The 20,121-nt window shown below is 72.3% G+C and carries 20 protein-coding genes; 7 read left to right on the forward strand and 13 right to left on the reverse strand.

Annotation, left to right across the window (positions count from 1 at the left end; all coding sequences use genetic code 11):
- Positions 1–21 precede the first annotated feature (21 nt).
- From AB0C38_RS42820 to AB0C38_RS42860, 9 genes are read right to left on the reverse strand one after another with little or no spacing between them, the layout of a single operon-like run.
- The gene (locus AB0C38_RS42820) at positions 22–1,491 is read right to left on the reverse strand and encodes a dihydroorotase family protein (protein WP_360684927.1); all 1,470 of its coding nucleotides are present in this window, start codon (positions 1,489–1,491) and stop codon (positions 22–24) included.
- A gap of 8 nt (positions 1,492–1,499) precedes the next feature.
- Complete coding sequence (locus AB0C38_RS42825) at positions 1,500–2,879, reverse strand: FAD-binding protein (protein ID WP_360684930.1); 1,380 nt, start codon at positions 2,877–2,879, stop codon at positions 1,500–1,502.
- Positions 2,876–3,511, reverse strand: a complete 636-nt coding sequence (locus tag AB0C38_RS42830) for an aspartate/glutamate racemase family protein (protein WP_360684933.1) — start codon at positions 3,509–3,511, stop codon at positions 2,876–2,878. Before AB0C38_RS42830 ends, AB0C38_RS42825 begins: the two co-directional genes overlap by 4 nt.
- The gene (locus AB0C38_RS42835) at positions 3,511–4,866 is read right to left on the reverse strand and encodes an MmgE/PrpD family protein (RefSeq protein ID WP_360684936.1); all 1,356 of its coding nucleotides are present in this window, start codon (positions 4,864–4,866) and stop codon (positions 3,511–3,513) included. Before AB0C38_RS42835 ends, AB0C38_RS42830 begins: the two co-directional genes overlap by 1 nt.
- A complete protein-coding gene (locus tag AB0C38_RS42840; protein ID WP_360684939.1) occupies positions 4,863–5,564 on the reverse strand; it encodes an ABC transporter ATP-binding protein in 702 nt (233 codons plus the stop codon). Before AB0C38_RS42840 ends, AB0C38_RS42835 begins: the two co-directional genes overlap by 4 nt.
- The gene (locus AB0C38_RS42845) at positions 5,551–6,285 is read right to left on the reverse strand and encodes an ABC transporter ATP-binding protein (protein WP_360684942.1); all 735 of its coding nucleotides are present in this window, start codon (positions 6,283–6,285) and stop codon (positions 5,551–5,553) included. The genes AB0C38_RS42840 and AB0C38_RS42845 overlap by 14 nt, the downstream gene beginning before the upstream one ends.
- Entirely contained in the window at positions 6,282–7,328 is a 1,047-nt protein-coding gene (locus AB0C38_RS42850) for a branched-chain amino acid ABC transporter permease (protein WP_360684945.1), read from the reverse strand. The genes AB0C38_RS42845 and AB0C38_RS42850 overlap by 4 nt, the downstream gene beginning before the upstream one ends.
- Positions 7,325–8,338 (reverse strand): branched-chain amino acid ABC transporter permease, encoded by a 1,014-nt coding sequence (locus AB0C38_RS42855; protein ID WP_360684948.1) that lies wholly within the window; start codon positions 8,336–8,338, stop codon positions 7,325–7,327. Before AB0C38_RS42855 ends, AB0C38_RS42850 begins: the two co-directional genes overlap by 4 nt.
- Positions 8,335–9,579, reverse strand: coding sequence for an ABC transporter substrate-binding protein (locus tag AB0C38_RS42860; protein WP_360684950.1), 1,245 nt, complete (start codon positions 9,577–9,579; stop codon positions 8,335–8,337). The genes AB0C38_RS42855 and AB0C38_RS42860 overlap by 4 nt, the downstream gene beginning before the upstream one ends.
- Positions 9,580–9,825: 246 nt before the next feature.
- Between AB0C38_RS42860 and AB0C38_RS42865 the strand changes: the two genes are divergently transcribed.
- From AB0C38_RS42865 to AB0C38_RS42880, 4 genes are read left to right on the forward strand one after another with little or no spacing between them, the layout of a single operon-like run.
- The gene (locus tag AB0C38_RS42865; protein WP_360684953.1) at positions 9,826–11,013 is read left to right on the forward strand and encodes a CoA transferase; all 1,188 of its coding nucleotides are present in this window, start codon (positions 9,826–9,828) and stop codon (positions 11,011–11,013) included.
- The gene (locus tag AB0C38_RS42870; protein WP_360684956.1) at positions 11,013–11,828 is read left to right on the forward strand and encodes a CoA ester lyase; all 816 of its coding nucleotides are present in this window, start codon (positions 11,013–11,015) and stop codon (positions 11,826–11,828) included. Before AB0C38_RS42865 ends, AB0C38_RS42870 begins: the two co-directional genes overlap by 1 nt.
- On the forward strand, positions 11,825–12,646 hold the full coding sequence (locus tag AB0C38_RS42875) for a cyclase family protein (RefSeq protein WP_360684959.1): 822 nt from the start codon (positions 11,825–11,827) through the stop codon (positions 12,644–12,646). Before AB0C38_RS42870 ends, AB0C38_RS42875 begins: the two co-directional genes overlap by 4 nt.
- Positions 12,643–14,046 carry an MmgE/PrpD family protein gene (locus tag AB0C38_RS42880; RefSeq protein WP_360684962.1) on the forward strand — a complete coding sequence of 468 codons (1,404 nt, stop codon included), beginning with the start codon at positions 12,643–12,645 and terminating at the stop codon, positions 14,044–14,046. Before AB0C38_RS42875 ends, AB0C38_RS42880 begins: the two co-directional genes overlap by 4 nt.
- Positions 14,047–14,170: 124 nt before the next feature.
- Here AB0C38_RS42880 and AB0C38_RS42885 read toward each other — a convergent pair whose 3' ends face one another.
- The 3 genes from AB0C38_RS42885 to AB0C38_RS42895 all read right to left on the reverse strand — a co-directional run bounded on the left by AB0C38_RS42885 (position 14,171) and on the right by AB0C38_RS42895 (position 17,294).
- Entirely contained in the window at positions 14,171–15,328 is a 1,158-nt protein-coding gene (locus AB0C38_RS42885; protein WP_360684965.1) for a glycosyltransferase 87 family protein, read from the reverse strand.
- Between the two features lie 80 nt (positions 15,329–15,408).
- A complete protein-coding gene (locus AB0C38_RS42890) occupies positions 15,409–16,071 on the reverse strand; it encodes a response regulator transcription factor (RefSeq protein ID WP_360684968.1) in 663 nt (220 codons plus the stop codon).
- Positions 16,068–17,294, reverse strand: a complete 1,227-nt coding sequence (locus AB0C38_RS42895) for a histidine kinase (protein WP_360684971.1) — start codon at positions 17,292–17,294, stop codon at positions 16,068–16,070. Before AB0C38_RS42895 ends, AB0C38_RS42890 begins: the two co-directional genes overlap by 4 nt.
- A gap of 144 nt (positions 17,295–17,438) precedes the next feature.
- Here AB0C38_RS42895 and AB0C38_RS42900 point away from each other — a divergent pair, with 144 nt between their 5' ends.
- On the forward strand, positions 17,439–18,374 hold the full coding sequence (locus AB0C38_RS42900; protein WP_360684974.1) for an acyl-ACP desaturase: 936 nt from the start codon (positions 17,439–17,441) through the stop codon (positions 18,372–18,374).
- A 5-nt stretch (positions 18,375–18,379) separates the two neighbouring features.
- Here the strand turns inward: AB0C38_RS42900 and AB0C38_RS42905 are convergent, their stop codons facing one another.
- Positions 18,380–18,817, reverse strand: a complete 438-nt coding sequence (locus tag AB0C38_RS42905) for a MarR family transcriptional regulator (protein WP_360684977.1) — start codon at positions 18,815–18,817, stop codon at positions 18,380–18,382.
- Positions 18,818–18,881: 64 nt separating this feature from the next.
- Between AB0C38_RS42905 and AB0C38_RS42910 the strand changes: the two genes are divergently transcribed.
- Entirely contained in the window at positions 18,882–19,616 is a 735-nt protein-coding gene (locus AB0C38_RS42910; RefSeq protein ID WP_360684980.1) for an SDR family NAD(P)-dependent oxidoreductase, read from the forward strand.
- Positions 19,617–19,750: 134 nt separating this feature from the next.
- Positions 19,751–20,121: hypothetical protein (locus AB0C38_RS42915; RefSeq protein ID WP_360684983.1), on the forward strand; the 371-nt coding region annotated here is incomplete at its 3' end.

The following is a 20,121-nucleotide window of genomic DNA, read 5'->3' on the forward strand; positions in this document are numbered from 1 at the left end:
AGCCCCACCGGCCGCCCCCGATCACCGGCCGCGCTTGAGGTAGCGGCCCACCGGCTCGCCGGCGATCTTGCCGTCGGCGAACACGTGGTTCCCGCGCACGAACGTGTCGGTCACCTTCGCCGTCATGTCGAAGCCCTCGAACGGCGTGTACTCCTGCGTCGACTCCGACTCCGCCGCGCGCACGGTCCACCGGACGTCCGGGTCGACCAGCGCGAAGTCCGCGTCGAAGCCCTCGGCGATCGTGCCCTTCTTGAGCAGGCCGTAGCGCCGCGCCGGGTTCTGCGACGTCAGCTGCGCGATCCGCTGCAGCGACAGGCCGCGCTTCGTGCCCTCCCCGACCAGGCCGGGCAGCAGGTACTCGGCGCCGCCGAAGCCGGACTTCGCCAAAAACACGTCCTCGCGATCCGAACCGAACTTCAGCTCGTCGCGGCAGCACGCGTGGTCGCTGACGACCCAGTCGACGTCGCCGGCGAGCACGTGCCGCCACAGCGCCTCGACGTCCTCGCGCTCACGCAGCGGCGGGTTCACCTTGCCGCCGATGCCCGACGCGGTGTCGACGTCGGCCAGCAGGTGCCCGATCGTCACCTCGCGCCGGAAGTCGATGTGCGGGAACGCCTTCCCCATCGTCAGCGCGGCCGACAGCGCCTTCTCCGACGACAGGTGCAGCAGGTTGATGTTGGGCAGCCCGGTCTCGTGCGCCAGGTAGGACGCGATGGTGACGGCGAGGCCTTCGGAGTGCGGCGGCCGCGACGCGCTGTAGGCCCGCAGCCCCGACAGCGAACCGTCCTGCTCCACCAGTTTCGTGTACGCAGTCATGATCTCCGCCGTCTCGCAGTGCAGCGAGAGCGACAGGTGCGGCGCGTACTCGGTCAGCACCTCGCGCGCCTGCTGGACCCCGCGCATGACGAACTCGAAGTGCGCGATGTCGTAGCGCTCGTCCGGCGGGATCATCAGGAAGTCGCTCTGGCTGGTCGAGCGCCCGTGCAGGCCGTGGCTGCCGTAGAACATGAAGATCTTGAACGACGTGACGCCGAATTCCTCGACCAGGTAAGGGATCTCGGAGATGTGCTGCGAGCTCATCGGCGCGAGGTGGAAGGCGTAGTCGACGTAGGCGTTGCCCTCGGACGCGCTGAGCACCTCGGGGAAGAAGTCGCGGTAGCTGCCGCCCTTGTTCAGGTAGTACTGGCCGGTGCGCATGTACGTCAGCGACGTCGTGACGCCGCCCTGCGCGCTCGCGCGGCTCTCGGTGCGGGTGTCGGTGGCCAGCTCGTTGTAGATGCCCCAGTGCTGGTGCGCGTCGACCACGCCGGGGAAGGCCAGCAGCCCGCGGCCGTCGACGACCTGGGCGGCGTCGTCCGTCGGCAGGTTCGGCGCCACCCGCGTGATGGTGCCGTCGTTCACGGCGATGTCCAGCAGTTCCGGCTCGGCCCCGTCGGCGTCGTCGGGCCGGACGACCCGGACGTTCTTCACGAGCAGTTCCGTCGTTGCCATTTCTCTCCTCAGCTTGCGGGGTCGGGGGTTCGGCGCCGGGCGACGTCGCCGGCGGCCAGGTAGGCCAGCCCGAAGGCGGGCAGCAGGCCGTTGCCGGGCAGGTAGCCCGCGGCGCCGTGGCCGGAGATGCTCGCCGCGGCACCGCCGGCGGCGTACAGCCCGGGGATCGGGCGGTCCTGGGTGTCGACGACGTTGGCGTGCTCGTCGACCAGCAGCCCACCCTGGGTGTGGAACAGCGCCGGGACCACACGCACCGCGGCGTAGCGGCCCGACAGCGGGCGTTCCCAGTTCGTGCGGCCGTGCTCGTCTTGGCTTTCGCCGCGCGCGATCGCGGCCGCCGTGGTGAGTTCGGTTTCGAGCGCGTCCAGCGGGAGGCCGGTCGCCTCCGCGAGCCCGGCGGCGTCGTCCGCCCAGACCAGCGCGCCGGCGGACACCACGTCCCGGAAGTCCTGGAACGGCTGGCACTGCTCGAAGATCGTCTCGTCGAGCACGATCCAGCCGGTCGAGCCGGGACGCGCGGCCAGCTCGGCGGCGTACTCGGAATAGCCGCGGATCTCGTTGCCGAAGCGGCGGCCTTCGAGGTCGACCAGGATCGCGCCGTGGATGATCGTCGCCCAGCCGACGAGCGTGCCCGCGTTGGCGGAGACGGCGCCGTGGCCCTGGTAGGCGTCGAGGAACCCGGTGGCGGCGCCCAGCTTCTCGCCGATGCGCAGCGCGTCGCCGAGGGACTGGTCGCTGCCCTGGTAGACCGAACCGGCGATCTCCGGGAGGTGCTTGGCGACCAGGTCGGCGTCGGCGCCGAAGCCGTTGGTGGCCAGCAGGACCGCCCGGGTCGGGATCTCCTCCTCGGTCCCGTCGGGGTACCGGACCACGACCGCGCGCACGCCGTCCACATCGGACAGCACGTCGGCCAGCCGGGCGGGTGCGAGCAGCTCGATGTTCTCGTGCTCGGTCACGCGGCGGGCGAGGTGGTCGACGACGCCGGAGCCGTGCCGGCCGGGGATCGAGTGGCACCGGGGCACGGCGTGACCGGGGTAGTTGAAGTCCGTGACCAGCGACAACGGCAGTCCGGCGGAGTCGGCGAGCCACTCGACGAGCGGGGCGCTCACCTCGGCCAGGGTGCGGGCCAGCCGCGGGTCGGCCTGCCCGTGCGTCTTGGCCATGATGTCGGCGACGAACTTCCCGGGTGAGTCGTCCACGCCCTCCGACGCCTGCCAGCGGGAGCCGGCGCCGGGGAACATCGCCGTGGACATCGAGGTGTTGTTGCCCCGCCGGAAGTGCTCACTCGCCTCGACGACGAGGACGGAGAGCCCTAGTTCGGCCGCGCGCAGGGCCCCGGCGAGGCCGCCGCCCGCGCCGGCGACGACGAGGTCGGGTCCGTCGGTCACGGCTGCTCCTCGACGGCCAGCAGCCGCATCGCCAGCGCCGTCGGGTCGACGATCCGCGCGGGCAGGTCGGCGGGTTCGACGTCGACGGCCGAACAGCCGTTGATCACCGCCGTCGCGCCCAGTTCCGCCAGCTCGCGGACGGCGGTGCCGAGCGCCGCGTTCCAGGTCTCGGTCTCGGCGATCGCGGAGAATGGCAGGTCCAGCACGCGGATCCCGGCGAGGTACTCGGTCAGCCGGTAGGCGGCGATGCGCTTAGAGAACTCTTCCGCGATCGCCTCGTTGCGCACGACCGCGCCGAACCGCACGCCCTTCGCGGCGAGGTAGGTCGCCGACAGCTTGAGCAGGCCGTGCACCGGCAACGCGGGCTCGGCAACGGCGTCGGGCACGGCCGGGTCCAGCACGCAGTCCGGAAAGGCGAGGTCCCAGCCGTCACCGGCGGCCGCGAGCACGGCGGCGACGGCGTTCTCCGAAACCCGCATCGACTCGTCGGTGTCCAGGGTCTCCGGGGCCGCCGGGCCGACGTCCCGCAGCTCGATCTCCAGGCCCGGCGGCGCGAGCCGGTCGTAACGCTCCTGCCGCCGCCGGATCTCCTCGGGCGGCAGGTGGATGGGCGTCACCGCGAGGGCACGCATCAGTTCGGCTCCTTCTCGTCGGGTCCAGCCAGCTCGCGCAGCGTCGCGCCGACGCGGGGCAGGCCGGGGAGGGCGTGGCCGAGCGCGGCGGCGCGGTCCACGAGCCCGGGCTGCCGGGGCAGCCATTTCCTGAGCATGCTGACCAGGTCGGACCCGGTCAGCGGGTGGTGGTCGGCGTCGCCGACCGGGTTGGGGACCTCGTGGGTCAGCGACGTGCCGTCGTCGAACGCGACGGTCACGCGGGCCGCCCGCTCGGCCGGGAGCCGTGTGGTGAGGTCGCCGGCCTCGACGAGCCGGACCCGGCTCGCGAGCGCCTGGACGTCCGGGTCGTCGAGCGGGCTGGCCGGCCCGACCTGGCCGGTGAGCGCGGCGGTCGCCACCACGTACGGCGTCGAGAACATCGCCGAAAGCCGGTTCGACCAGTCCACGGAGGACAGTCCGGCCCCCAGGACGTGGCTCTCCACCAGGACGTGCGTGATCCCGTCGACGCGGAACGCCGGGTGTGAGCGCAGTTCGAGCACGGCGTCGGCGGCCGGGTGGGTGAACGAACAGGACGCGTGCCGCTTGAAGTAGCCGCGTGTGATGTCCCAGCGCGTGCCGAGGTCCGCGGTCAGCTCGGCCGGTTCGAACTCGCCGAGCACGGTGCCGAGCGAGAGCGCGGCCGTGCCGGTGGTGCGGGCCATCCCGGCCACCGCCATCCGGGCAGCGGCGAGCCCGGACGTCGCCGAGGCGCCGAGCCACGCGTTGCGCACCGGGTTGCCCTGGGTCGCCGAGTCGAAGTGCCCGGCGATGCCCATTCCGGCGGCGGTGTCGATCGCGGCGGCGGCCGCGCCGGGTGGCAGTCCGAGCAGCCGCGCGCACCCGGCCGCCGCGCCCGGGACGCCCCAGCTGCCGTGCGGGTGCGCGCCCGCGCGCAGGGTGGTCGCGCGGCCGAACCGCGCGGCCACCTCGTACGCGGCCAACAACGCCGCCGCCGTGTCCGCGCCGGTGCTGTCCAGCTCGGCCGCCAACGCCAGCACGGCCGAGAACCCGTGGGCGGCGGGGTGCCCCTTGGCGTACTTGTGGCCCTCGTCCAGCTCCAGCGAGACGAGCGCGACGCCGTTGAGCCAGGCCGCCGCGTCGGTCGTGACCAGGCGCCCGCCGCCGATGATCGGCGCGGGGCCGGCCGGTGCGCGCCAGGCATCGACCAAAGAACGCTGCTCCGGCAGCGAAGCACCCAATGCGGTGACGCCCACGACGTCCAGCAGGACGAGGGAAAACCGGTCCAGCACCGCGGCCGGGACCCCCGAGACGTCCAGTTCGGACACCCACGCGCCGAGGTCCGCGGTGGCGGAAGCCGCTCGTTCGCGTTTCACAGTCCCAGGTACGCCTTCCTGACGCGGTTGTCGCCGGCGAGCTGGGCGCCGGTGCCTTCCAGCACGGTCGACCCGCTTTCCAGCACGTACGCCCGGTCGGCGATGGCCAGCGCCTGCTTCGCGTTCTGCTCGACCAGCAGCACGGCCACCCCGCTGTCCCGGATGCGCTGGACCGCCTCCAGCACCGTCCAGGTCAGTTTCGGGGAAAGCCCGGTCGACGGCTCGTCGAGCATCAGCAGCCGCGGTCCGGCCATCAGGGCCCGGCCGATGGCGAGCATCTGCTGCTGGCCGCCGCTGAACGTCTGCGCGACCTGCGCCCGGCGCTCGGCGAGCACCGGGAACAGCTCGTAGACCTCGTTCAGCGACTTCGCGGCCTGCTCGGACGTGCGCGTCCACGCGCCCATCCGCAGGTTCTCCTCGACGGTGAGCGTGCCGAACAGCGCCCGGTCTTCGGGTACGTGCACCAGGCCGTCGCGTACCAGCTCGTCCGGGCGGCGGCCGGCGGTCGGCGTGCCGTCGAGCGTGATGGTGCCCGACAGCGGCTTGAGCTGGCCGCAGATGCTGCGCAACGTCGTCGTCTTGCCCGCGCCGTTGGCGCCGACCAGCGCGACGATCTCGCCGGCGTCGAGGCGCAGGTCGACGTCGTGCAGGATCCGCATCCGGCCGTACCCGGCGCACACCTTCTCAAGCGTCAGCATGGGTCGGCTCCTCACCCAGGTAGGCGTCGATGACCCGCGGGTCGCTGGTGACCTCTTCGGGCGAGCCGACGGCCAGCACGCGGCCCTGGTCGAGCACGAGCACCCGGTCGGCCAGCCGCATCACCGCGGCCATGATGTGCTCGATGAACACCAGCGTGACGCCCTCCTGCTCGCGCAGCGTGGCGAGCAGGTCGAGCACCGGCTCGCGCTCGGCCGGGACCAGCCCGGCCAGGACCTCGTCGAGCAGCAGGACCTTCGGTCGCGTCGAGAGCGCCCGCGCCAGTTCGAGCCGCTTGAGCCCGGCGGTCGGCAGGTCGGTCGCGGCGCGGTGGGCCCACGGTCCGAGCCCGACCCGCTCGACGACGTCGAGCGCGTGCTCCCGCAAGGCTTTCGCGCTCAGCCGGTGGTGTTGCGCGGCGAGGCTGACGTTCTGCGCCACCGACATGCTCGCGAACGGCCGCATCAGCTGGAACGTGCGCACCATCCCGGCCCGCGCGATCCGGTCGGGGGCGCGGCCGGTGACGTCGTCGCCCGCCAGCCGCACCCGGCCGGTGTCCGGGGACAGCGCCCCGGAGATCACGTTGAACAGCGTGGTCTTGCCCGCGCCGTTGGGCCCGATGACGCCGAGGATCTCGCCCTCGGCGACTTCGAGGTCCACATCGGACAGTGCGTGCACACCGCGGAACGCCTTGCCGACACCGGTGACTTCCACGATGCTCATCGACGCCACCTCGCAGCGAGAGTTCCGACGATCCCCTTCGGTAACAACCGCACGATGAGGATCACCAGCACGGCGTACAACACGACGTCCAGGCCGCTGCGACCCTGCAGGAAGCCCAGGAACCCCGGTGGGGTGCGCAGCAGCGTCGCCGTGACGTCGGTGAGCGAGCCGATGATGATCGCGCCGACCACCGGGCCCCACACCGTGCCGATGCCGCCGATCACGACGGGCACGATCGCCTGGATCGAGATGGCCGAGCCGAACCCGAGATCGGGGTTCACGAAAAGGTAGTACTGCGTGTAGAACGCGCCCGCCACGGCGGTGATCGCGGCCGACAGCGCGACCGTCATCAGCTTGTGCCGCAACACCGGGGCACCCAGCGACGCCGCCGCCAGCTCGTCGTCGCGGATCGCCGTGACGTACCGGCCGGCGCGGGAGTGCAGGAAGCCGATGCTGATCGCGACCGCCGCCCCGGCCAGGAACAGCGCCACCCAGAAGTACGCGGGCGAGTCGGCCGGGAACTGGATCTGCCACAGCGACGAGCCCTGGATCAGCGGCACGCTGTAGCCGACGGACTTGTTGGCGAACGCGCTGCTCGTGACGATCAGCCGCAGCATCTCCGCGAACGCGAACGTCGCCAGCGCGAAGTAGGCGCCTTGGAGCTTGTAGCGGAAGGAGAAGAAGCCGATGACGACCGCGACCGCGGCGGCCACCACCATCCCGGCCAGCATCCCGATCCACGGCGACACGTTGTGCTTCACCAGCAGGTACGCGCTGGTGTAGGCGCCGAGACCGAAGTAGGCGGCGTGGCCGAAGCTGAACATCCCGCCGAAGCCGCTCATGATGTTCCAGCCGACGGCCATCAGCAGGAAGATCAGGATCCGGACGGCGACCGCGCCCTGTGCGGCGGGCAGGATCAGCGGCAGCGGGATCGCGACCACCACGAGGATGGCGAGGATCGCGAACTGCCGGTTCTGCGGCCGCAGCGACGGTGCTTTGACGACGTCCGAGTTGCTCGGCGCGGCGATCGTGATCGTGCTCATGCGCGCCTCCCGAACAAACCCTGCGGACGGAGGAAGAGCACCAGCACGAACACCACGAAGACGCCGAGCAGGGAGCTCTGGCCGCCGAGGTAGATCGTGGTGAGCTGCTCGACCAGCCCGATCAGCAGGCCGCCGACGAGCGCGCCGACGACGTTGCCCATCCCGCCCAGCACCACGACCACGAACGCCGTGATGTTGAACTGCTCCCCCAGCGTCGGGGTCACGGTGACGAGCGGGCCGGCGAGCACCGCCGCGGCCCCTGCGCACGCCGTGCCGATGGCGAAGGTCAGCGTGTGCATCCGGCGGACGTTGATGCCGACCAGTGCCGCGCCGGACGCGTTGGCGGCGACCGCGCGGATCGCCGTGCCCAGCCGGGTGCGCCGCAACAGCCAGAACAGCAGCCCGCCGAGCACGATGGCGCCGAGGAACGCGTACAGCCGCGAACCGGCGACGACCGCGCCCAGCAACGGGAACTGGAAGTCACCGGGCAGCGCGATCGTCTTCGGCTCGGCGCCGAAGAACATCAGCAGCCCGTTCTCCAGCAGCAGCGACAAACCGAGCGTGATGAGCAGCTGGTTCTCCAGCGACCGGCCGCCCGCCCCGGACAGCAGCCCGCGGTGCACCGCCGCGCCGAGCAGGAACAACACGGGGACGGCGACGACGAGCGTCAGGTACGGGTGGAGCCCGGTGGCCTGGACCATGCCGAAGGAAATGAACATCGCCACCGCGAGGAACGCGCCGTGGGCGAAGTTCACGATGTCGAGGACGCCGAAGATCAGCGTCAGGCCCATCGCGATCAGGCCGTAGAGCCCGCCGGTCAGGATGCCGGTGACCACCGACTGCCAGACCACCAGGCCGCTGCCGGACTGCACCAGCGCGAGCACGATCGCGACGACGAGGACGGCGGCCACGATGCCCGCGCGGCCGAGGAAACCCTTGTCCGCTTTGGCCTTCCGGTCCGGTGGTGCGGTTTCGGGGACGACGGGCGCCCCGGTGTCGAGTTCGGTCATGGTCGCCACGCCACCCTGTAGTCGGGCCGGGATTCGGCTTTTTCGGGGGGATACACCTGCTGGACCCGCCCGTCCCGGACCTGCATCAGCACCGGGAAGGCGTTGCGGTTGTCGCCGTTGGGGGCGAACTGGATCTGGCCGCGGCCGACGGTCAGCGGCGCGACCTGCGCGCCGGCGATCGCGTCCCGCACCTTCTCCGGGTCGGTGCTCGCGGCCTGCTCGACCCCGTGCGCGATCACCTGGACCGCGTCGTAGGACAGGACTGCGCCGGTGCGCATCGGGTCGCCGTACTGCTTCTGGTACTTCTCGCGCAGCGTGACGGTCTCGGGGTTGGTCGCGTCGTAGTGGTAGTTGGCGCTGAAGTACAGGTTGCCGAGCGCGCCGGCGTCGGCGACGAACTTCGGCTGGTCGTACGCGCCGTTCGAGACGCCCCAGACCGCGTTGAGGTCCGGTTTCACCGAGGCGATCGCCTTGGCCGCCAGGAGGCTGTCGCGGTAGTAGCCGGCGACCGCCAGGACGTCCGCCCCCGACGCCTTGACCTGCGTGACCTGGGCGGTCAGGTCGCTGACGGTGGTGGCGTCGTAGCTGATGTTCGGGCCGATCCCGATGCCGAGCTGTTTCGCCGCCGCGGTGAAGGCGTCGGCCGCGCCGCTGCCGAAGTCGCTCTGCTCGTGCAGGAACGCGACCTTGCGGACGGGTTTGCCCGCCTGGTCCGAAACCGCTTTCAGGTACTGGGCCGCGGCCGTGGCGATCGCCTTGCTGCCGGGCTGCACGCGGAACGAGTACCTGTAGCCGTGGGAGAAGATCGCGTCCGAGGCGGTCACGTCCATGACGAACGGGACCCGGTTGCGTTCGGCCACGACGGCGACGTTGGTGCTCACGGCGCTCTGGTAGGTGCCCACCAGGCTGACCGCGCCGGCCGAGATCAGCCGCTGGGCCTCGCTCTGCCCGATGTCGGCCTTGCCCTGGGTGTCGCCGGTGACCAGCTCGACCTTGCGGCCGCCGAGCGACTTGATGCCGCCGGCCGCGTTGATCGCGTCGACCGCCAGCTGCGCACCGCGGCGCATCTGCAGGCCGTCGACGGCGTTCGACCCGCTGACCGGGTGCAGCGCGCCGATCTTCACCGGACCCTCGTCCCGGCCCGCGGCCGCGCCCCCGGCCCCCATCGGGGCCGATCCCCCGCACCCGGTCACGAGCAGGGCAACCGCGCCGAGCCCCGCGACGAGCATTCGTGCGGACATGTCACCTCTTCCCACTGGAAGGGCTGTCGTTCCGCTAAGCGAAACGCCAGATTTGTTGTCGGCCATCGTGACACTCGGCCCAACGTCAGGTCAACATCTGCGCATAACTTGACGGACACGCGTGATCAGTGCGAACTTGGAGAACACGGAGAGACGTCACCACGAAACACGACGTTCACAGCTGTTCCCCCCGGCGAAACAAGCAGCGATTCTTGGGTCGCCGGACGAGAAAGGCAGGTAAGCCCCATGACGGGCGCTTTGTCCGGGATCCGGGTGCTCGACACCGCCACCCTGTTCGCCGGCCCGCTGGCCGCGACGCTGCTGGGCGACTTCGGCGCCGAGGTGATCAAGATCGAGCACCCGAAGGGCGACCCCGTCCGCAGCCACGGCGCGCAGCGCGACGGCGTCGGCCTCTGGTGGAAGATGCTCGGCCGCGGCAAGAAGGCGATCACCCTCTACCTCGGCTCCCCCGAGGGCCAGGAAATCTTCAAGAAGCTCGTGGCCGACGCCGACGTCGTCGTCGAGAACTTCCGCCCCGGCACGCTGGAGCGCTGGGGCCTCGGCTACGACGTGCTGCGCGAGATCAACCCCGGCCTGGTGCTCACCCGCGTCACCGGCTTCGGGCAGATCGGCCCCTACGCCAAGCGGCCCGGCTTCGGCACGCTCGCCGAGGCGATGAGCGGGTTCGCCGCGATCACCGGCGAACCGGACGGCCCGCCGACGCTGCCGCCGTTCGGCCTCGCCGACGGGATCGCCGCGCTGACCACCGCGTACGCCGTGATGACCGCGCTGCGGGCGCGGGACCAGACCGGTCGCGGGCAGGTCGTCGACCTGGCCATCATCGAGCCGATCCTCACCCTGCTCGGGCCGCAGATCATCGCCTACGACCAGCTCGGCACGCTGCAGCCGCGCACCGGCAACCGCTCCACGAACAACGCGCCGCGCAACACCTACCGCACCCGCGACGGCAGCTGGGTCGCCATCTCCACCAGCGCCCAGTCGATCGCCGAGCGCGTGATGCGGCTGGTCGGGCGCCCGGAGCTGATCGACGAGCCGTGGTTCGCGTCCGGCTCGGAGCGCGCGCAGCACGCTGACCTGCTCGACGACGCCGTCGGGTCGTGGATCGCCGACCGCGACCGCGATGACGTCGTGAAGGCGTTCGAGGAGGCCCAGGCCGCCGTCGCGCCGATCTACACCGCCGCCGACGTCATGACCGACCCGCAGTTCGCCGCGCTGAACAGCATCGCGACCGTGGAGGACGACGAACTCGGGCCGGTGAAGATGCAGAACGTGCTGTTCCGGCTGTCGGAGACCCCCGGGCAGCTCACCTCGGCCGGGGCGCCGCTCGGCGCGCACACCGCCGAAGTCCTCGGCCGCTACGGCCTCGGCGAGCCGGAACTGGCCGCGCTGCGCGAAAAAGGCGTCATCAAGTGATGCGCAGCTGGCTCTACGTCCCGGGTGACCGGCCGGACCGGATCACGAAGGCCCTGGCCGGCCCGGCGGACGCCGTGATCATCGACCTCGAGGACGCCGTCGCCGCGGCCGCGAAGGACGACGCCCGTCGAGGGGTGCTGGACGCGTTGGGCGACGGCGCGACCGCGTTCGTCCGGATCAACGCGCCGGGCACCCCGGCCGGTGAGGCCGACATCGCGGCGTTGGCGCCGCTTGCCCCGGCCGGTGTGCGCGTGCCCAAGTGCGAGGACCCGGGCGAGCTGCGGCGGGTCGCCGACGCGCTCGGTGTGCCGGTGTACCCGGTGCTGGAATCGGCGCTGGGCGTGGAGAACGCCTTGGTGCTGGCCACCGCGCACCCACTCGTCGCCGGGATCTCGCTCGGCGAAGCCGACCTCGCCGCGGACCTGCGGGTCGCCGGTGGGGACGCGCTGACCTGGCCGCGGTCCCGGGTGGTCGTCGCCGCGCGGGCGGCCGGGCTGCCGAGCCCGGTGCAGAGCGTGTGGACCGCGGTGCGCGACCTCGACGGCCTGCGCACCAGCACCGAAGCCGGCCGCCGCGCCGGGTTCTTCGGCCGGTCGGTGATCCACCCCGTCCAGATTCCCGTGGTGCACGAGGCTTTCGCGCCCGATCCGGCCGAGACGGCGTGGGCGAGCGAGCTGCTCGACCGGCTTTCGACGGACGAGTCGGCCGCCTGGATCGACCACAACGGACAGTTCGTCGACGCCGCGATCGTCGCGCGTGCCCGCTGGGTGCTCGCGCTCGCGGGGTCCGCAGAAAAGGAAGGCCAGCACTCATGACACGTCCCCAGGATCCGCTGCTGTCGGCGATCGCCGGCGGGGTCCGGCTGATCGAGCTCGGGCAGCCGTTCTTCACCGACATGCCCTGCTCGCCGAACCACCCCGGGTTCCGGATGACGCTGATCCGCCGCCACGGCGACATGCGCCGCCCGGACGGCGGGTCGGCCGCCAACGAGATCATCGTGACCGGCGGGCACGTCGGCACCCACATCGACGCGTTGTCGCACGTCAGCCACGACGGCAAGCTGCACGGCGACGTCGACGCCGCCGAAGCCCAGCAGGGCGGCGTGTTCCGCACGCACGGCGCGGAGAACCTGCCCGGCCTGCTGCGGCGCGCGGTGCTCCTGGACGTGGCTGCCGTGCACGACGTCCCCACCCTGGAGCCGGGGTACGGCGTCACGGCCGACGACCTGGACGCGGCGGCGAAGCGGGCCGGCACCGAGCCGGGCGCCGGCGACGTCGCGCTGATCCGCACCGGCTGGGCGCGGAACTTCGACAATCCCACGACGTACATGGGCAAGGAGACCGGCGTCCCCGGCGCGACCACGTCGGCGGCGGAATGGCTGGCCGCGCGGGGCGTCGTCGCGACCGGCGCGGACACCACGGCCTACGAGCAGATCCCCGCCGGGGCCGGGCACGCCGTGCTGCCGGTGCACCGGATCCTGCTGGTGGAGTCGGGCATCTTCATCATGGAGCACCTGAACCTGGAGGCCGTCGCGGTCGAAGGCGTGCACGAGTTCGCGTTCGTGCTGGCGCCGCTGCGGATCGTCGGCGGCACCGGCTCCCCCGTGCGTCCCCTCGCGGCGGTGAGCGCATGACCGCCACGATCGTGCAGCAGCTGGCCGCGTTCGCGACGTCGGTGCGAGCCAAGGGCCTGCCCCCGGAACTGCGCGACGACGCCGCGCGGCGCGTCCTCGACGTCTTCGGCAACAGCCTGGCCGCCACTTCGGAGCGTCCCGCGGCGGCCGTCGGCGCGCTGGTGCGAGAGTGGGGCGGCACCGGCCGGGCGACGGCGATCGGCACCGGCGACCGGCTGCCCGAGCCGAGCGCGGCCCTGCTGAACGGCACCCTCGCGCACTCGCTCGACTTCGACGACACGCACCTGCCCTCGGTACTGCACCCGTCGGCGTCGGTGGTGCCGGCCGCGCTCGCCGTCGCGGAATCCCGCGGCGCGACCGGCGCCCAGCTGCTGGACGCGATCGGCGTCGGCGTCGAGATCACCGTGCGGCTCGGGATGGCGGGCTACGACGAGGAACTGGGCAACTCGGTGTTCTTCGAACGCGGCCTGCACGCGACCGCGATCTGCGGCGCCCTCGGCGCGGCGGCGGCCGCGGCGATGCTGTCCGATGTGGACGCCGAGGGCATCGCCGACGCGATCGGCATCGCGGCCAGCATGGGCTCGGGCCTGCTGGAGGCGAACCGCACCGGCGGCACGGTGAAGCGGATCCACTGCGGTTGGGCGGCCCACGGTGCGGTGACGGCGGCCGGCATGGCACGCCACGGCATCACCGGCCCGCCCACGGTCCTGGAAGGTCGGTTCGGGCTGCTGCAGGCTTTCTGCGGTGACCAGTCCGATGTGGACGCGATCGTCGACGGCCTGGGCGAGCGATGGGAACTGCCGGGTATCTTCTTCAAGCCCTACCCTTGCAACCACTTCACGCACGCGGGCATCGACGCGGCGCGGCGGCTGCGTTCCCGGGGTGTCGACCCGGCCGAGATCGAGCACCTCGAACTGGGCGCGCCGACGGCGGTGCTGCGCACGATCGCCGAGCCGCGCGAGGACAAGACCCGGCCGAAGTCCGGCTACCACGCGGCGTTCTCGGGCCCGTACACGGTGGCGGCCGGCTTGCTGGGCGGCGGGGGCCTCGGCGTCTTCCACGACGACTTCACCGACGAAGCAGCGGCGGACCCCGCACGGTTGGAGCTGGCGACGAAGGTCCACTGCGTCCCGGACGCCCGGTGCGACGAGATCTTCCCCCACCAGTTCCCCGCAGTCCTGCGCGCGCGCCTGAAGGACGGCCGTGAACTGGAGGAACGCGTCGACGCCAACCGCGGCGGGCCGCAGAACCCGCTGTCGGCGGACGAGCTGGCGACAAAGTTCCGCCTGAACGCGGCCCGGGTCCTCCCGGCCGAGGTCAGCGCACGGATCACGGAGCTGACGTACGGCCTCGCCGAGCTGGGCGACCTCTCGGAACTGACCGGCCTGCTGCGCACCTGACCGCAGGCGACTCCCTCGGCCGCGAACGCTCGCATCCGAGGTCCGCCTCGGGCGGGCGGGCGGCCGCCAAGCTCGGCGACCTCACGGAGCTCACCGGCCTGCTCCGCACCTGACCGCGGGCGACTCAGCCGGACACACCCGCGCCCGAGACCTTCCTCCGGCGGGCGGCCGCATACCGGCCGCCCGCCGACCGGGCCAGTCTGGCGAGCAGGAACAGCCCCGCCGCCAGCGCCGTGAGCAGGTACGCGTTGCCCGCGAGCGCCTGCCACACCGTCCAGTGGCGTTCGCGGCCCTGCCCGCCGGGCACCACCGCCACGGTCCAGCCGGTGAAGAGGATCGCCAGCGCCGCCGCACTCCGCAAGCGCTCGGCCGCGAGCAGCCAGCCGAGCGCGGGCACGATCCAGACCCAGTGGTGCGTCCACGAGATCGGGCTGACCACCAGCGCGCACCCGGCCGTGACCAGGAGCGCGCCGCCGTCGTCGCCCGCCCGGTGCCGCCACCGGACCAGCAGCACGGCCACGCCCCCGAACACGACGGCGAACCCGAGCAGCCAGGGCCACTCCGGCCACGTCCGCGCCAGGAACCCGGACCACGACTGGTTGCCCACCCACGCCTTCATCTCCGCGAAGTGTCCACTGTAGACCGCCGACGTCCAGTACCGCACCGAGTCGCCCGGGAGCAGCACCGCGCCGAGCGTGCTCGCGGCGGCGAACGTCCCGGCCGCGCGCGCCGCGTCGGCACGGCGGCCGGTCAGCAGCAGGTGCCCGATGAAGATCAACGGCACCAGCTTGACCGCCGCCGCGAGCCCGATGAGCACACCGCCGAACCGGGAACCGCGCAGGCGCAGGACGTCGATCACCACCATGGCCATCAGCACCAGGTTCAGCTGCCCCAGCCCGACGGACTGCCACACGGGCTGCAGGCCGAACGCCACGAGCACCAGCCACCAGCGGTCCGTGAACTCGCGCAGCACCAGGAACACCGCGAAGGGCGCAGCCACGGCGACGAGACCCCAGCACAACTGCGCCGGCAGGGCCACCAGCGGCACGAAGACCAGCGCCGCGAACGGCGGGTACGTGAACGGCAGCTCCGGCGCCCACCCGGGCAGGTCCGACAGCGGCGCGTAGAGCGGCTCACCGTGCGACACGGCGAACCCCGCCGCGCGGTACACCGCGGAATCGATCCCCAGTGGACGGTCGAGCAGCCACCAGAGCACCGCCACGGCGGCGAGGGACACCGCGGCCACCGCGACGGCGGCACCCGGGCGGAGCACGATCTTCATGGTCGCCACGATGGCCGGGACGGCGCGGGAAGTCGTCGTGCGGCGGTACTGTTTCCGGCCCGCGGGGTGCTACCGGGGTATCACTGGCCCGGCACCACGAGCCGGGCCTCGTAGGCGGCGACGACCGCCTGGGCCCGGTCGCGGACCCCCAGCTTCCCGAACACCCGGCTGACGTGCGTCTTGGCGGTCTGCTCGGCGATCACCAGCGTCTCCGCGATTTCGGTGTTCGACAAACCCCGCCCCACCAGCCGCAGGACCTCGGTCTCGCGGTCGGTCAGCCGGTCGATCTTCGCCCTGGCACCGGCGACGTCGCGCTCGCCGCGGGCGGCGAACTCCCCGATCAGCTTCCGGGTCACCGACGGCGCGAACAGCGAGTTGCCCGCCGACACCACCCGCACCGCCGTGACCAGGTCGTCCAGGGGCGCGTCCTTGAGCAGGAAGCCGCTGGCACCCGCCTGCAGCGCGCCGAAGACGTATTCGTCGGCGTCGAAGGTCGTCAGCATCAGCACCCGGGTCGCGCCGCCGGGCCCGGCCAGGATGTGCCGAGCGGCCGCCAGCCCGTCCAGCTCCGGCATCCGCACGTCCATCAGCACGACGTCCGGCCGGAGCTCGGCGCAGCGCGCGATCGCCTCGACGCCGTTCGCGGCCTCCCCGAGCACGCGGATGTCGTCCTGCGCGGCGAGGACGGCCCGGAAACTCTGCCGGACCATGGTCTGGTCGTCGGCGATCACCACCGAAATCACCGGTCCTCCTCCGGGCCGAGCGGCAGCTGCACCGCGACTTCGAACCCGCCGTCCGCGGTCGGGCCCGTCACCAGCGTCCCATCCAGCATCGCCGCGCGTTCCCGCATCCCGATCAGGCCGTGCCCGGTCCCGTCGCCGGCCGCCCCCGCGCCGCCGGGCGCGTTGCGCACCACCGCGCGCACCGAGCCGGCCTCGACGAGCACGTCCACGTCGATCCGGGCGCCGGGCGCGTGCCGGACGGCGTTGCTCAGCGCCTCCTGCACGATGCGGTACACCGACAGCCCCACCCCGGCGGGCACCCGGTCGAAGGCACCGCGGATCCGGACGTCACACGGGGTGCCGAGCGCGCGGACGCGGTCCACCAGCCCGGTCACCGACGTCGCGTGCGGCTGGGGCACCGTGTCCGGGCCGGCCCCGTCTTCGGTGCGCAGCACGCCGAGCAGGCGGCGCATCTCCGTCATGCCGCTGCGCGCCGTCTCGGTCAGTTCGGCGAACTCGGTGGCGACGTCGGCCGGCAGGGCGTCGAAGCGGTAGCGCGCGGAGTCGGCGCGCACGGCGAGGACGGACATGTGGTGCGCGACGACGTCGTGCAGCTCCCGGGCGATCCTCGCGCGTTCCTCCAGCACCGCGGTCCTGGCCGCCTCTTCGGCCCTTCGCCGGTGCTGCTCGGCGCTGTCGCGTTCGGCGACCCGCCGCTGGCGCACCGCGTTGCCGACGACCAGCACCACGGTCACCATGGCCACCAGCAGCGCCAGGTCGCGCACGTCACCGACCCAGCACGCCATCGCGAGGCTCGTGACCGCGGCGACGACGAACAGGACCGCCTGCTCGTGGGCGGTCGCGACGACGAACAGGACGAGCGCGGCCGTCAGGGCCAGGCCGGGCGACCACGGCCAGCCCCACAGCCGGGTCGTGCCGGGGATGAGCACCGGGGTGAGCACGACCAGCACGACGAGCAGCCGCCACGCCCACATCGGCGACCGGAGCGCGGTCAAGGCGGGGACCACGACCAGGACCGCGACGAGCACCGCGAGCGGGCCGCCGGCTTCCCGGGGCGCCGTCAGCAACGCGACGAACCCGGCCCACAACCCGAGTCCCGTCACCGCGACGGCCCGCAGCCGGCGGAGCGCGGGCGAGCGCGCCACGACCCGGGGCAGCGCGCGCGGGCCGACGGCGTCCCGCACCGCCCGCCGGCCTGCCTTCCCCCACTCCCGTCCGGTCATGCTGCCGCAGTCTGGCAGCCGGGACCGCCGGCGGTCGACTGCGTCACAAACCCGCCGCTGCGGAAACTCGGCGGGGTCTCCGTCCGTTATCGTTACCTACGGCACCGTAAGTTACGGTTGCGTAGGGTACGGAAGGACGTCCCCATGCCGGTTCCCGAAAGCACGCGCCTGTTGTACGAGCTGGAAGGGACGGTCGAAGAGAACCTCAACCGGCACCTCGCCATCGCCCAGGAGTGGATGCCGCACGAGTACGTCCCCTGGAGCCAGGGACGCGACTTCGCCGAGCTCGGCGGTGAGGCTTGGGACCCCGAGCAGTCCCGGGTCACCCCGATCGCGCGGACGGCCCTGGAGGTCAACCTCCTCACCGAGGACAACCTGCCCAGCTACCACCGCGAGATCGAGCGCGCCTTCGGCCGCGACGGCGCGTGGGGCACCTGGGTGCACCGCTGGACGGCCGAAGAGGGCCGCCACGGCATCTGCATCCGCGACTACCTGCTGGTCACCCGCGCCGTCGACCCCGTCGAGCTGGAGCGCATGCGGATGGAGACGATGCAGGCGGGCTACGAGACCGGCGACAAGCCGCTGCTCCACGTCTGCGCGTACGTCTCGTTCCAGGAGCTGGCCACCCGGATCTCGCACCGCAACACCGGCCGCTACACCCAGGACCCGCTGGCCGAGCGGCTGCTGGCCCGGGTGTCCACGGACGAGAACCTGCACATGGTGTTCTACCGCAACCTGGTGAAGGCCTCGCTGGAGATCTCCCCCGACGCCATGATGCGCGCGATCACCGACGAGGTCGTGTCGTTCGAGATGCCGGGTGCGGTGATCCCGAGCTTCGCCCGCAAGGCGGCGCTGATCGCCAAGGCCGGCATCTACGACCTGCGCATCCACCACGACGACGTCGTCCAGCCGTTGCTGCGCTACTGGAAGATCTTCGACCTGACCGGCCTCGGCCCGGAGGGCGAAGCCGCCCGCGACGAGCTGGCCGCCTTCCTCAAGACCCTCGACGCCCAGGCGGCCCGCTTCGAAGAGCGCCGCGACGCCGCAGAGGCTCGTCGCGCCAAAATCAAGAACGGCTGACGGCGTCAGGCGGGCGGCTCTCCGGAAGCTTTGAGCAGCAACCGGTGCAGGGTCTCCTGCTCCGCCGAGCTCAGCTCGGAGAGCAGCTCGCCGGTGACCGCGGCCGAGACGTCGTCGACCTTCGCGACCGCGGCGCGGCCGTCCTCGGTCAGGGTGAGGACGTGCCGGCGCCGGTCCTCGGTGTCGCGTTCCCGCAGCACCAGGCCCGCGGTCTCGAGGCGGTCGAGCACCTTCACCAGGTCGCTGCGGTCCAGGCCGAGCCGGTCGGCGACGCGCTGCTGGGCCAGCGGGCCGAACTCGCCGACGCAGACCAGGACGTAGTAGTCGCGCAGGGCCACCTCGGTTCCGGCCAGCGCCTCGTCGATCCGGCCGACACCGGCGCGGTGCAGCCGCCCCATCAGGTAGGTGGGCCAGCGCAGCAGCGCCCGGGGGCGGTCGGTCATGGCCACGACCCTACCGGGAAAAAGCGGGTTGGCACAATTGTAGGGACTCCCTACAGTAGGTGTCATGAACGAAAACAAGGTCGCCCTCGTCACCGGCGCGAGCCGGCCGCAGGGCCTCGGTTTCGCCATCGCCCGTGAGCTCGCCACCCGCGGCTACCACGCCGTTCTCGCCGGCCGGGACCTCGACCGGACGCGCGCGCTGGCCGCGAAGCTCGTCGCCGAAGGACTCTCGGCGGACGCGGTGCGGCTCGACATCACCGACCCGGCCGGCGTCACGGCCTGCGCCGAGTCCGTCCGCACCACCGCCGGCCGGCTCGACGTGTTGGTCAACAACGCCGCCTCCATGCCCGACTTCGCCACGACGTCCCTGTTCGACGCCGACCTGACCGAGGCCCGCACCTCGTACACGGTCGTCGTCCTCGGCGCCTGGGCCGTCGTCCAGGCCTGCCTGCCGCTGCTGCGCGCCGCCCCCGCGGCCCGGATCGTCAACGTCTCCAGCGCCGCCGCCACGCAGATCGCCGCGGGGGCCGGCCTCGCCCAGGGCGTCCGGTCGCCCGGCTACGCGCTGGCCAAGTACGCGCTCAACGCGCTGACCGCGTCGCTGGCCGCCGAGCTGCGCGGCACCGGCATCCTCGTCAACGCCGTCGACCCCGGCTCGGTCGCCACTCACCCCGAGCGCGGCGACGACCCCGACGACCGCTCGCCCGCGGAGGCCGCGCTCGGCGTCGCCTGGGCCGCGACCCTGCCCGCCGACGGCCCGACCGGCGGTTTCTTCCTGGACGGCCGGCCCGTGCGGTGACATTGCCCGCCCGGGACAGGGATCACCGGATTTTCGGGCAGGCGGTTCCCGGTCCGCCCCTCCGCTGCTAGTTTTCGGCCAGGCTTGCTTGAAAGTTTGATAAAAGTTCGCCGGGGCGTCAGGAAGGTCGCGAAGTGGGCAACCCGCTGGTCGCGGAGACCAAGGACTCGACCAAGGCGTACTCCGGGATTTCGCTGCTGGAGTCGGCGGCCGACCTGAAGTCGGCCATCGAGAGCGGCGACTGGGCCTCGGTCGCGATGGGCGCGGTCGGTACCGCCCTGGACGCGCTGTCGATGGCCATGGACCCGTTCGGGGCGATCCTCGCCGCCGGGGTCGGCTGGCTGATCGAACACGTCGGCCCGCTCAAGGAAGCGCTCAACGGCCTGACCGGCAACGCCGACGAGATCGCCGCCCAGTCGGAGACGTGGAAGAACGTCGCCACCGAGCTGGGCAGCGTCGGCGAGGACCTGACCGCCATGGTCAAGACGGACGTCGCGTCGTGGAC

Origin of the sequence: Amycolatopsis sp. NPDC048633, from assembly GCF_040650695.1 — a bacterium.
Classification (GTDB): Bacteria; Actinomycetota; Actinomycetes; order Mycobacteriales; family Pseudonocardiaceae; genus Amycolatopsis.

Bases quoted from the DNA above. Each gene is read 5' to 3' on its own strand.
- AB0C38_RS42820 (WP_360684927.1), bottom strand. From the start codon at position 1,491: ATGGCAACGACGGAACTGCTCGTGAAGAACGTCCGGGTCGTCCGGCCC.
- AB0C38_RS42895 (WP_360684971.1), bottom strand. From the start codon at position 17,294: ATGACCGGACGGGAGTGGGGGAAGGCAGGCCGGCGGGCGGTGCGGGAC.
- AB0C38_RS42870 (WP_360684956.1), top strand. From the start codon at position 11,013: ATGCGCAGCTGGCTCTACGTCCCGGGTGACCGGCCGGACCGGATCACG.
- AB0C38_RS42850 (WP_360684945.1), bottom strand. From the start codon at position 7,328: ATGAGCACGATCACGATCGCCGCGCCGAGCAACTCGGACGTCGTCAAA.
- AB0C38_RS42875 (WP_360684959.1), top strand. From the start codon at position 11,825: ATGACACGTCCCCAGGATCCGCTGCTGTCGGCGATCGCCGGCGGGGTC.
- AB0C38_RS42855 (WP_360684948.1), bottom strand. From the start codon at position 8,338: ATGACCGAACTCGACACCGGGGCGCCCGTCGTCCCCGAAACCGCACCA.
- AB0C38_RS42880 (WP_360684962.1), top strand. From the start codon at position 12,643: ATGACCGCCACGATCGTGCAGCAGCTGGCCGCGTTCGCGACGTCGGTG.
- AB0C38_RS42830 (WP_360684933.1), bottom strand. From the start codon at position 3,511: ATGCGTGCCCTCGCGGTGACGCCCATCCACCTGCCGCCCGAGGAGATC.
- AB0C38_RS42845 (WP_360684942.1), bottom strand. From the start codon at position 6,285: ATGAGCATCGTGGAAGTCACCGGTGTCGGCAAGGCGTTCCGCGGTGTG.
- AB0C38_RS42865 (WP_360684953.1), top strand. From the start codon at position 9,826: ATGACGGGCGCTTTGTCCGGGATCCGGGTGCTCGACACCGCCACCCTG.
- AB0C38_RS42905 (WP_360684977.1), bottom strand. From the start codon at position 18,817: ATGACCGACCGCCCCCGGGCGCTGCTGCGCTGGCCCACCTACCTGATG.
- AB0C38_RS42885 (WP_360684965.1), bottom strand. From the start codon at position 15,328: ATGAAGATCGTGCTCCGCCCGGGTGCCGCCGTCGCGGTGGCCGCGGTG.
- AB0C38_RS42840 (WP_360684939.1), bottom strand. From the start codon at position 5,564: ATGCTGACGCTTGAGAAGGTGTGCGCCGGGTACGGCCGGATGCGGATC.
- AB0C38_RS42900 (WP_360684974.1), top strand. From the start codon at position 17,439: ATGCCGGTTCCCGAAAGCACGCGCCTGTTGTACGAGCTGGAAGGGACG.
- AB0C38_RS42860 (WP_360684950.1), bottom strand. From the start codon at position 9,579: ATGTCCGCACGAATGCTCGTCGCGGGGCTCGGCGCGGTTGCCCTGCTC.
- AB0C38_RS42910 (WP_360684980.1), top strand. From the start codon at position 18,882: ATGAACGAAAACAAGGTCGCCCTCGTCACCGGCGCGAGCCGGCCGCAG.